The sequence below is a fragment of the Vibrio sp. V19_P1S1T109 genome, from assembly GCF_002241375.1.
Lineage (GTDB): Bacteria > Pseudomonadota > Gammaproteobacteria > Enterobacterales > Vibrionaceae > Vibrio > Vibrio anguillarum.
In genome coordinates this window covers 1-11,417 of the sequence record NZ_NDIM01000225.1, presented here as the reverse complement: position 1 = coordinate 11,417, position 11,417 = coordinate 1, and the positions used below count along the sequence as shown (strand labels likewise).

Genomic DNA, 11,417 nt, shown 5'->3' with positions numbered 1-11,417 from the left:
ATGATATACCAATCACAGTGGGCATTGAAAAATTAATGTCAAGATTGCTGTTGTTGATTTTGTAATCAAGTAGACTTTTTTCTTTATCTTGATCAGAGTGTTAATCAACGCTTCTGCTACACTATGGTTTTCTTTTTGGATGTTGAAGTATCGTGCCGCTCTCTAGCAAAATTCGCCTTTATTGGGCGAATAAAACTGTCAATTACAGCATTCTCATTTTGATCACTCTATTAGGCGTGGTCATTCCTGCGTGGCACTACAACCTCAATACTTGGATTACGCCACTGATCCTTGGCGTGATTGCCGCAGCACTGGCTGAAAGTGATGACAGTTTCAGTGGACGGTTAAAATCCCTCACTCTGACATTTATCTGCTTTGCTATCGCTGCATTTTCCATCGAACTACTTTTCCATACCCCGCCACTGTTTGCGATTGGGTTATTTATCTCCTCGTTTGGTTTTATCATTCTTGGCGCAATTGGCCCACGTTATGCCAGCATCGCCTTTGGCTCCTTACTTATCGCCATCTACACCATGTTGGGTGCACACCAAAGCGTGAATTTGTGGTTTCAACCCGTTTTGCTCCTGACGGGTGCCGCTTGGTATTACTTCATGTCGATGATTTGGCATATGTTTTGGCCAATGCAACCAGTACAGCAAAGCTTAGCGAATGTTTTTTTGCAATTGGCCAATTATCTTGAGTCCAAAAGCCATCTCTTCCATCCCGTATCGAACTTAGTCCCTCAGCCATATCGAATTGCTGAAGCCAATTTAAACGCGGCAACGGTTACCGCACTCAATCAATGTAAAGCCACTTTGTTGAGTCGTTCAAAAAGAGGCCATATTGATGGTGCCAGCGACCGATTTCTCAACATCTATTTTATGGCACAAGATATCCATGAACGTGTCAATTCAAGTCATTATCGCTATCAAGAGCTTGCCGAACACTTTGGCCGCTCAGATGTGCTGTTTCGCTTTAAACATTTATTAGAAACACAGGCTAAAGCCTGCCGTGAAATAGCCCAATCGATTCAGTTAGGGCGAAGCTATCAGCACCATTCAGAGTCAATCATGGCTCTGGATGAATTGCAAAGCTCATTAAACTACCTACAAGAACAACAACGCCCTGACTGGCGAGTGTCACTAGCGCAATTAGGTTATCTTTTCAATAACTTAGCAACAGTAGAAAAGCAACTCAATAACGTTAACAACCCTGATGCTAACAAGCTCGAAGAGGGTATGTTGTATGATACAGAAGCCCACACTCTTAAAGCCATGTGGTTACGGGTGAAGGCAAATCTGCATAAAGATTCCATGCTATTTCGTCATGCGCTGCGTATGTCTATCGCACTCACTATCGGTTACGGAATCATCCAAGGTTTTGGTATTGAACGAGGCTATTGGATTTTACTCACGACACTGTTTGTTTGTCAGCCAAACTACTCAGCCACTCGGCAAAAACTGACGGCCCGAATCATTGGCACGTTATCGGGGCTGTTTTTAGGCGTGCTGCTATTAACCTTGTTCCCATCGCCAGAAAGCCAATTGGTCTTTATCGTACTATCAGGTGTGATGTTTTTCGCCTTTAGACTAAACAACTACGGCTATGCGACTGGCTTTATTACTCTTTTAGTGCTGTTTTGCTTTAATCAATTGGGTGAAGGTTACGCCGTGGTACTGCCTCGGCTTGCCGATACTCTGATTGGCTGCGCATTGGCCGTCGCAGCGGTAGTGCTGATCCTCCCTGACTGGCAATCAAAACGATTACATAAAGTCATGGCGGATGCGATCGATGCCAACAAAGCCTATTTGGGACAGATTATTGGTCAGTACCGCATCGGTAAAAAAGACAACTTGAGCTATCGCATCTCACGGCGCAATGCCCACAACCAAGACGCAAATTTAACCGCAGCGATCAGTAATATGCTGGCAGAACCGGGTAAATATCGCGCGGCAATCGATGAAAGCTTCCGTTTTCTGACACTGAACCATGCACTGCTCAGCTATATCTCTGCTCTTGGAGCCCATCGGACACGCATCGAAGATGAAGCAACGCACCAACTGGTACTTGAAACTCACCGAGTGATCCACCAACACCTAGATGTGTTGCACAAACAACTTTATGAACATTGTGATGAATGCGATACCAGCGACATTGACGATGCAGGCTTAGAGAAACGCTTAGCCGAGTGGCGTGAAGAAGATGAAAGCTCGGTAAGAATGGTCTTACAACAGCTGCACCTTATTTATCGCATGCTACCTGAGCTTCACTCTCTCGCCAGTAAGTTTGCCGTCCGTGTAAACTAGCAATTGTCGTAATAATGAGAGCGGCTCAATTTCGGGCTGCTCTCACCTTTCTCTTGTTATAACTTGACATTTTTCGGACAAAAAATCGCCACGTCGAGAATAATCTCAGATTAAGTATTTTCTTACAGGTGTAAGGCCATGAAAGGACATCAAACTTACCGCGGTGAGAAGGCAGCGCATTTTTTACTGAGGCATGAGTCGATGACGCATAATCAATTTGAGTCTTTAAAATCACAATTACAGCATTTAACACCTCAACAACTGCGTTTATTACAAGGCGAGATAAAGCACTCTTTGGAAAATGAATCGAATAATTTACTCACTGATGATGAGCTGAATGTGCTTTCGAGCCTCTTTTCCTAGTCACGAATTTCTTCTTGTGCAAAAAGTAAACGGAGCCTAAACTTTAGACATCGACGAGGGTAAGCTTATGTCTATATCTGGTGTTCATTCTGGCTATCAACTGATCAATCAGTCAAATAAAATGGCTGAGGATGCGGCTCGTGAGCTCAATATGGAAAAAGACATCTCTCCTGTTGATAAAGCGGACAAAGCGCTTGCTTTTAATAAAGTTGAGTTTGATAAAGTTGTTGCTAAAGCTGAAGAAAAACCTGAAGAAATTGATAGCCTACTAAAATTGAACCAAGCTACACAATACAGCCGCATTGGCACCAATATTATCCAACGAGATCAAGACATGCTGGGTTCAATATTGGATATCCAAGCCTAACTCTTCACACAACTTGCAACACAAGCAAATATTGTGTTTATGTGCATGGTGAGTACAATGCCCGCAAATTCTTTACCATGATTCGCTATGCCTAAGCTAAACCTGCATCGAAGAGATTATGTTTCTATTTTGGGTGGTGATATATCAGCACAGCAGCTAGAGCAAATACTCCAACCCAAGCTCACTTCTCCAACGCTCAAATTAACACCAAGTCCGTATTTAACCGCAAAAAATGTAGAACGCCGTTGGCAAGTACTTAACACGCGAACGAGCAAAAGTGCGCTTTTAGATGACTCAACAGAGCAAGATATGCTCAGCTACCACAAAAATATTGAGCATTTTATTGGCACAGTCAAAGTTCCAGTTGGGATCGCAGGGCCATTACGAGTCAACGGACTGTTTGCCAAAGGTGATTATCTCGTCCCGCTAGCTACAACCGAAGCCGCTTTGGTTGCCTCTTATCATCGTGGTGCAAAACTGCTTACTGCGGCAGGAGGTGCAAGCGCCATGTTGTTAAATGAAGGCGTTACTCGCACGCCAGGCTTTGCATTTTATAACTTAATCGAAGCTGGGCAGTTTGTGGCGTGGATAGTGACTCAATATGACCACTTTAAACAAGTTGCAGAAAACACGACAGCACACGGAAAACTGTCAGACATTAATGTCAATATTGAAGGGAACCATGTCTACCTCGTGTTTGAGTTTTTAACCGGCGATGCATCAGGGCAAAACATGGTCACTATTGCCACCAATGCCGTGTTCCAAACCATTCTGGCGAATACTCCTGTGCAGCCTGAATACGCATTCCTTGATGGCAACCTATCGGGTGATAAAAAAGCCACTAGCCAAACACTGCGTAGTGTGAGAGGAAAAAAAGTGACTGCCGAGGTGCATTTATCTGCCGAACTCATCCATAAACATCTGCATACGACGCCACAGTCTATGATGCAATTTGGCCAAATGACGACTGTTGGTGGAGCATTAAGCGGCGCGATAGGCATTAACGCGCATTACGCTAATGCACTCGCTGCTTTGTATATTGCCTGTGGGCAAGACGCCGCTTGCGTTGCTGAATCGGCCATTGGTATGACACGCATGGAAGTGGACAAAAATGGTGGTTTGTACGCCAGTGTAACCTTACCCAATTTAATGTTAGGGACCGTTGGTGGCGGTACAGGGTTACCGAGTCAAAAAGCATGTTTGGATATTCTCGGTCTGCACGGTACTGGTCATTCGCAAGCGTTAGCCGAAGTGGCAGCATCACTCTGTCTGGCTGGTGAACTTTCTATTGTCGGTGCGTTCTGCGCTGGCCATTTTTCACGCGCCCATCGCAAACTCGCTCGTTAAGGTATTGCCTCTCACAATAAAAAAGGCGCTACGTATTCACGTAACGCCTTTTTTATTGGTTAAGTGAGCATATGCATTAGAAAATAATGATCGAGATCAAAATAAAAAAACAAAAAACTAACTATTTCGACTAAAAAGTGGTTTCATACGAACATTACAGAACAAAAACGAAATAGGTACGCTCAATGAACAACCATTCTGTTTGCAACTCGATTGAAGCCGAAAACAATGTGCTCGACATTATTGTTGTCGGTGGCGGTATCAATGGGGCAGGCATCGCCGTAGATGCTGCTGGCCGCGGGCTGAAAGTTGGCCTGTATGAAGCAAAAGACTTTGCTAGCGCTACCTCTTCTGCGAGCTCAAAATTAATTCATGGTGGGTTGAGATACCTAGAACATTATGAATTTCGTTTAGTCGGTGAGTCATTGGCTGAACGCGAAGTGCTGTTGCGCAAAGCGCCTCACATTGCAAAGCCAATGCGATTTCGTCTACCACACCGCCCTTTTCTAAGACCTGCTTGGATGATTCGTGCCGGACTTTTTCTTTATGACCATTTAGGCAAACGAACCTCACTACCTGCCAGCAAAAAAATAGCCCTTAACGCGGGTGTGGTGACTAAAAATGAGATGAAAATTGGTTTCGAATACTCAGACTGCTGGGTCGATGATGCTCGTTTAGTGATACTGAATGCGATGCAAGCACGTGAACTCGGTTCCGAAGTAAAAAACTATTGCCGCGTTGAATCAGCTCGTCGTGTTGACGAGTTATGGCATGTGACTTTGTTTGATGAAAAAACACAAACTCGTTTTACTCGCCGCAGTCACGCGCTTGTCAACGCAACAGGTCCCTGGGTTAAACAGTTCATTGATGAGCAGATTGAAATTACTTCTCCCTACGGTATCCGGCTTATCAAAGGATCACATATTATCGTGCCGAAAATTCACGATGAAGAGCAGGCGTATATTTTACAAAACGAAGATAAACGGATCGTCTTTGTGATCCCCTATCTTGATCACTATTCAATGATAGGCACCACCGATGTCGAATACCGAGGTGATCCTCGTCAAGTGAAAATTAGCGTCGAAGAAAAACAGTACTTATTGGATGTTGTGAATAAGCACTTTATCCATCAGGTCACATTAGATGATATTGTGGCTGACTTCAGCGGTGTACGCCCGCTATGTGATGACGAGTCTGACTCACCACAAGCCATTACTCGGGACTATACACTCTCATTGGATCAACAAGCTGATAATGCGCCACTACTTTCTATTTTTGGTGGAAAGTTAACCACTTATCGCAAGTTATCTGAATCTGCTATGGGTCAATTAAAACCATTTTTTAATCAAATGTCTGACAGTTGGACCGCAAACAAACCACTGCCTGGTGGAGAAGCCTTTTATCCAGCACAGCTCAAACAGCAGCTTGAGCAGCGCTTCCCAGATCTTGATAAAGCGACCATTAACCGCTGGATCACTAATTATGGTAGCCGAGCTTCGGTGATGCTCGATAATGTGCAAAGTAGTGCTGATCTGGGTAAACATTTTGCGTTTGGGCTCTATCAATGCGAAGTCGATTATCTCTTACATTATGAATTTGCTTCTTCATGTGAAGATATCCTATGGCGCAGAAGTAAACTCGGCTTAACATTTAACACTGAACAAATTGATCAGTTAAATGATTATATCGACCAATCATCAACTTGCGAATGTCAACGCATCAGTGCTTAACAACAAGATGTAGCCACTAGAATTAAACTTGAGAAAAGCTCTTAGAAACATGATCTTCTGAGAGTTTTTTACTTTTTCTTAGTAGGTGACGTAAAAATCACGGGGTATAGTAAAGCTATATTTCCGTAACGACGATGCCACTCAATGCCAATTCCGAATACTAACAGCGACGATCTCATCAAACTCCTTAAGCCATGCATGAAAATCCTCCTCACTATTGAATTCGGACCTGAGGATTCTTACAGCTTTTCAACGACAATTGTCGGATGCAAACGTGAAAGATACGTACTGATCGATATGCCCGTTAAAGCTCGTGAAGACTTGGTGATGCGAAAAATAGTTAATATCCAAATCATTTTGCGTGGGATTTGTGACACTGAATTAGGTCATATACTCGCGTTCAAAACCTCGATTATTCGTAGTATTTCTAAACCGTTCGGATTACTGTTTATCAAGTTTCCTAAGCACTTTGTGACCAAACCAATCCGTGAGCACGAGCGCTATAAACTCTCTTTGCCTGCCGTTATGCATGAAGGAGAGCATCAATTTAAAGGGAAATTGATCGACTTTTCTATTTCTGGCTGCGCGCTATTTATTCCTGGCTTGCACCATTTAGAAAAAGATATGTTTATTGAGATAAAGTCCACACTCTCCCCACTTCTACCACAAGATCTCGTTTGCCAAATCGTCAGTGTGCGTCAACAAGGTAAAGGAATGTTAGTAGGCGTTAAATTTCTTGAATCAATTGCAATGACAGCAGCATTGAAAAAAGAAATATTAGAACGCGCTTTTATGGCTGGTAGCGTATAAGAATGTTGCGCGGTACTTTATTGCTGCCGTTTTTGGAAATGACAAAAAGCCTCATGCAATGCTTTCTCTTTGATAGGTTTAACTATCACATACTCTGCACCTGCGGCCATAAATGCTTCGTTAGTCGATTGCATGCCATCAGCTGTACACGCATAAATGGGTACATCCATCATCATCTCGTGTTTGATTAAATGGGTTGTTTCAACCCCGCCTAAGTAAGGCAACTGGTTATCCATTAAGATAAGATCCACTGGATGATCTTTCAAATAATCAATCGCCTGTAGACCATCCTCTACTCTTGTCACTTCCATACCGTATTTTTTGCAAAATGCTTGAGCAATAAAAGCGTTGGTATGATTATCTTCGACTAGCAACACTTTGATTGGTTTTTCAAACATTTCATGTGGCGGCGCACGCTCATAAGATGGTATATCCTTCCCGCAGTTACTGACGGCAACAAGAGGGAGTTCAACAGAAAATGTAGTACCTACCCCAAATTGGCTTTTCACGTTTACAGCACCACCAAGCATCTCAATTAAGCTTTTGACAATCGCAAGCCCCAAACCGCTACCGCCGTATTCTCGTGTGGTGTTTGATTCTACTTGAGTAAAAGGCTCAAAAATAAGCGCGAGATCTTGCTCTCTGATGCCGATACCTGTATCGCTAATCGAAATCAACAGATGGCTGCTATTCTTTTGCTGGAACTCAATGCTAATTAACCCATGATGGGTAAACTTAGTCGCATTATTTAATAAATTAAACAGAATTTGGTTCAGGCGAACTTGATCGCTATGGATCATCATATCAGGCGGAATATTGCTCTTTAGGCTGAACTCAATCTCTTTTTCGGCACATAATGGCCGATAGATACTTTCCACGGCAGAGATGACCTCAACCAGCTTAAAGTCAGACTCTTGAATTCTAAACTGTCCCTGCTCTATCTTGGAAAAATCAAGGATATCATTCAGCACCGCCAATAAATGTTCACCACTACTGCATAACACATTCACTTGTTCAAGTTGCTCATGGTCACTAATTTCACGCTTAAGTAATTGAGAAACGCCTAAAATTCCATTCAATGGTGTTCTCAGCTCATGGCTCATTTTTGCAAGAAATTCAGCACGAATACGCGCCGACTCTTCCGCTTCTTGCCTTGCGAGTCGGCTCTGTTTGGCCGCCTCGGCGATTGTCGTAATATCTTGCCCTTGAGTGATGATTGACTCAATTCTCTGCTCAAAAATAATGGGGGATAAATTCCAGCGAAAAACCTTATTGCCAACTTCAACGTTTATCTCTCGGAACGTTTCTTGTTCAACCGCAAGGCGTATCTTTGGCTGCAGTTCTTGCTTTAATGCATCAAGAATGCATTGCTGTTGATCATTGCGACGCATGAAATATTTCTTTGCTGATGGGTTCATTTTGATGATATCACCGTCGATACTCCATACTATGATGGGCGAAAGTGAAAAATTGAACAGATCTTCAAATTGTTTTTCTTGCTCAGATAAACGTTGAAATGTGTGTTCTAGCGTTCTGCCGAAGTGATCAAATTCATAGATTTTAGAACCAGAAAAAAGCTCATAACTCCCAGCTTCAGCCGCTTTGTGAGTGTAATTCATCAAGCTATTGATTTCATTTTTCACTCGCTGCTGTAACCACCAACGTGTCAAAATAGAGACTATCACCATCGCAAAAAGGGCAAAAATCATCCAAAAAAAATAATTTTCACGTAATTGCAATACGTTCTCATTGCTCTGCACACTGAGGACGTTAATATAAATTGGTACGCCTTCTATGGTTAACGCGGTACGGCTTACCATGTAATCGGCAAAACTATAGGCGTCAAAATTATCTTCTAAAACATCACGTTCCGTGTAGGTCTCATCACCATTAATTGTTGAGGCTAAGACCTTTTCACCCGTCGTCATCACGAGATTTTCTGAGTTACTCCCTTCACGTAATGTTTCTGCCAGCACGTAATTGTTGTTAAGTACGGTAGCAAGATGCAAAAAACCAATCACCTCTCCGGACTGCGAGTCAATAACGGGAGTACGTCTGACCATTAGGTAGGCATAGCCCAATTGAGAGGGCGATTTGATCATATGCCAGTTATGACTTAAGGCGACTTTACGAGACATGTTTACCAACTCGTTTTGTTCAATACCATAAAACTGAGCATTGCCATCTTCCCACATCAGGCTGTCAGAATCAGAAATGAAACGAATGTCAGGCGTGTTGGCTACTTCTAGCTGGTCAACTCCAAAAAAGAACTGATCAATACTGTCATTATCGCCCTTACGAATTGCTTTAACTAAACCTGCATTTTTTGCGCTGCTATCTTGGTTTATCTGCAGTAATGAAAGGCGGAAGTTAAAGAGGTTCTGGATGAGACTAGAGGTTTGAGAAGCCGTACGTTGCACTTCTTGAGCAATGATTTTGCTACTGATCTGATAACTTTGAAATAAAACGCTGAGCGTCAATGCGCCAATCACCGCAATCATTGATTTGGTGATCACGGTAGCTATCTTTTGTTTTTTCTTGACGGTGCTTGACCTTAAACTCATTAATGACTCGATATATCAATGGTCAGAGTAACGAAATGCTCGTTTTTTGAGCTTTTCAATATACGCTGAAGAGACCTCTTTGGTTACCAACTCAAAATCACCAGAGTAAACCGTAGGTACCGGCTTTCCTTCAAGATCCCACTTAATGGCTTCCGCCATAGCAACACCGGCATCATCATTGACACGCATGATAGTCACATCAAGTGTGCTATTTTGCAGCGCGTCCAATTCAGCCTCACCACCGCCCCAGCCGTTTAACGTAATATCTTCTCTATTTTGCTGCTGCAACGCATCCATGGCACCGAGTGCAACATCAGTAGAGCATGCGTAAATAAAATTAATATCTGGTGTTTGTTTAAGAATACGCAAAGTTGCATCAAATGCACTATCTCGTGTCGCTTTTGTATAAAACGAAGAGGCCAAGTGATATTTGCTGTCTCGACTCATTTCTTGGATAAAACTATCACCGCGAGCATCGCTAACATAGCCTTCAGAATAATAGAGTACGGAATAAGCACTATTCTTTGGCGCCGACTTTTTGTAGTAATCCACCAGTTTCATTGTGCCAATTTCATGATCAAACCCCACGTACATAAAAGGCTGGCGATCTCCCCAACTTTTTACCGGCGTAGTGATATTTTGCAGAATAATTTTGGTTTGATTTGAACTTAACAACTGCTCGATAAATTTACGGTGGCGGATGGTATCAAGCGTAAACACCAAGTAATCGGATTTGTTTCTGATCGCTTCCATCAACGATAAACTTTGTTGGCGAATATCGACATTCGGACGAGTGAAGACTTGGTTAATTTGGTATCTAATCCCAAGTTCGTCTAAACGCATCTCAAAGGCTTTGATATTGCGCGCCCAATAATCGGAAACTTGTTGACCTGGATAAACAACAGAAATATGAATAGGTTTATCTTGCTCTATTGAGAGTACAGCGGGAGGTTGACGCACTGCCTGTATCATCTGGTCGGTAAGAGCCTGTTGCGCAGGATGAAGATCTAAAAACTCTTGATATCGCCAATAACCATTTAAAACTTGCGCTGCAGCCTGAGTGGAGGCTGCCAAACTGACACTGAACACAAATGAAAGGAGCAGGATTTTTCTCATGGCATTCTCATTACACTAACTTCTGGATTTAATGACACACAATGGCTGATTTCGCACTCATCATATTCTCGGACTACCCAATGAAGGATCAAACAAGTAGCCCGTATATCATCTTGATTATTAAGTATGTTCCTCATAAATGATAGTGCAAACCACTAAAAAAGCTGACTTGCACTCATAACCGCTCATTTACTAAACAAAAGCATCAGAATGCTTTCCTATACTTAAAAGGTGAAAGCTAAATTTCCAGAAATGCCAAATTGATTATCTCCAGCATAGTTTCCTGCAAGATCGAAACTGACAAGATCTCCGGGGCTGATGCCAATGCCAAACGTCACGGCGTTGTCCAAAGTATCTTCTAAATCGATTTCATAACCCGCACGAAGCTGTGCCCATCCCCAAGCATTACCTTCTAAGCCAAAGCGTAGGTATTGTGTATCATCTTTTTGGTCTTGGAAACGACTCTGCTTTGTTGCATCTAAATCGATTGCAGCAGTGAAAAACTCAGTGACATATCCACCCGAGATTGTGACTTGCGTATCCAAATCATACGAGCTTAAACCATCAATGGTTTTTAATTCTTGAGCAAAAAGATCCTTTACCGCAACACCCACTCGGAAATCGTTAATTAACCACACAGCCCCTAAATCAAGGTTGAAGGCATTATCGTTCGTTTCGCTTTTGTCATAATCAGCAAGATCGAATTCTTTTACCGAAACATTTTGCTTATAGGTTCTTAATTGTTGAATTTTTGGCGTAATGCCAAATGAAAATTGTTGGCCACGAATGTTGTATATTTGGGCCAGTGCTAGGC

Annotated in this window: 9 protein-coding genes; 6 read left to right on the top strand and 3 right to left on the bottom strand. The window is 42.6% G+C overall.

Annotated features, from left to right (window positions below; genetic code table 11):
- The first annotated feature begins 152 nt into the window (after positions 1–152).
- From yccS to B9J87_RS10970, 6 genes are all read left to right on the top strand, one after another.
- Complete coding sequence (gene yccS / locus B9J87_RS10995) at positions 153–2,306, top strand: YccS family putative transporter (protein ID WP_017048776.1); 2,154 nt, start codon at positions 153–155, stop codon at positions 2,304–2,306.
- A gap of 138 nt (positions 2,307–2,444) precedes the next feature.
- A complete protein-coding gene (locus B9J87_RS10990; protein WP_013867905.1) occupies positions 2,445–2,669 on the top strand; it encodes a hypothetical protein in 225 nt (74 codons plus the stop codon).
- A gap of 67 nt (positions 2,670–2,736) precedes the next feature.
- Positions 2,737–3,036, top strand: a complete 300-nt coding sequence (locus tag B9J87_RS10985; protein ID WP_017047233.1) for a hypothetical protein — start codon at positions 2,737–2,739, stop codon at positions 3,034–3,036.
- A gap of 87 nt (positions 3,037–3,123) precedes the next feature.
- Positions 3,124–4,383 carry a hydroxymethylglutaryl-CoA reductase gene (locus B9J87_RS10980; RefSeq protein WP_017046400.1) on the top strand — a complete coding sequence of 420 codons (1,260 nt, stop codon included), beginning with the start codon at positions 3,124–3,126 and terminating at the stop codon, positions 4,381–4,383.
- Between the two features lie 185 nt (positions 4,384–4,568).
- The gene (glpD, locus tag B9J87_RS10975) at positions 4,569–6,113 is read left to right on the top strand and encodes a glycerol-3-phosphate dehydrogenase (RefSeq protein ID WP_094150775.1); all 1,545 of its coding nucleotides are present in this window, start codon (positions 4,569–4,571) and stop codon (positions 6,111–6,113) included.
- A 144-nt stretch (positions 6,114–6,257) separates the two neighbouring features.
- Positions 6,258–6,923 carry a PilZ domain-containing protein gene (locus B9J87_RS10970; protein WP_176429516.1) on the top strand — a complete coding sequence of 222 codons (666 nt, stop codon included), beginning with the start codon at positions 6,258–6,260 and terminating at the stop codon, positions 6,921–6,923.
- Positions 6,924–6,940: 17 nt separating this feature from the next.
- Here the strand turns inward: B9J87_RS10970 and luxQ are convergent, their stop codons facing one another.
- From luxQ to traF, 3 genes are all read right to left on the bottom strand, one after another.
- Positions 6,941–9,487: a quorum-sensing autoinducer 2 sensor kinase/phosphatase LuxQ gene (gene luxQ / locus B9J87_RS10965; RefSeq protein ID WP_094150773.1), complete on the bottom strand. Its 2,547-nt coding sequence runs from the start codon at positions 9,485–9,487 to the stop codon at positions 6,941–6,943.
- 15 nt (positions 9,488–9,502) lie between these two features.
- Entirely contained in the window at positions 9,503–10,603 is a 1,101-nt protein-coding gene (locus tag B9J87_RS10960; RefSeq protein ID WP_017048780.1) for an autoinducer 2-binding periplasmic protein LuxP, read from the bottom strand.
- A gap of 224 nt (positions 10,604–10,827) precedes the next feature.
- Positions 10,828–11,417: conjugal transfer protein TraF (gene traF, locus B9J87_RS10955; protein ID WP_141201572.1), on the bottom strand; the 590-nt coding region annotated here is incomplete at its 5' end.

Coding starts and splice junctions, on each gene's coding strand:
- B9J87_RS10990 (WP_013867905.1), top strand. CDS start 2,445: ATGAAAGGACATCAAACTTACCGCGGTGAGAAGGCAGCGCATTTTTTA.
- B9J87_RS10985 (WP_017047233.1), top strand. CDS start 2,737: ATGTCTATATCTGGTGTTCATTCTGGCTATCAACTGATCAATCAGTCA.
- B9J87_RS10980 (WP_017046400.1), top strand. CDS start 3,124: ATGCCTAAGCTAAACCTGCATCGAAGAGATTATGTTTCTATTTTGGGT.
- glpD (WP_094150775.1), top strand. CDS start 4,569: ATGAACAACCATTCTGTTTGCAACTCGATTGAAGCCGAAAACAATGTG.
- B9J87_RS10970 (WP_176429516.1), top strand. CDS start 6,258: ATGCCAATTCCGAATACTAACAGCGACGATCTCATCAAACTCCTTAAG.
- luxQ (WP_094150773.1), bottom strand. CDS start 9,487: ATGAGTTTAAGGTCAAGCACCGTCAAGAAAAAACAAAAGATAGCTACC.
- B9J87_RS10960 (WP_017048780.1), bottom strand. CDS start 10,603: ATGAGAAAAATCCTGCTCCTTTCATTTGTGTTCAGTGTCAGTTTGGCA.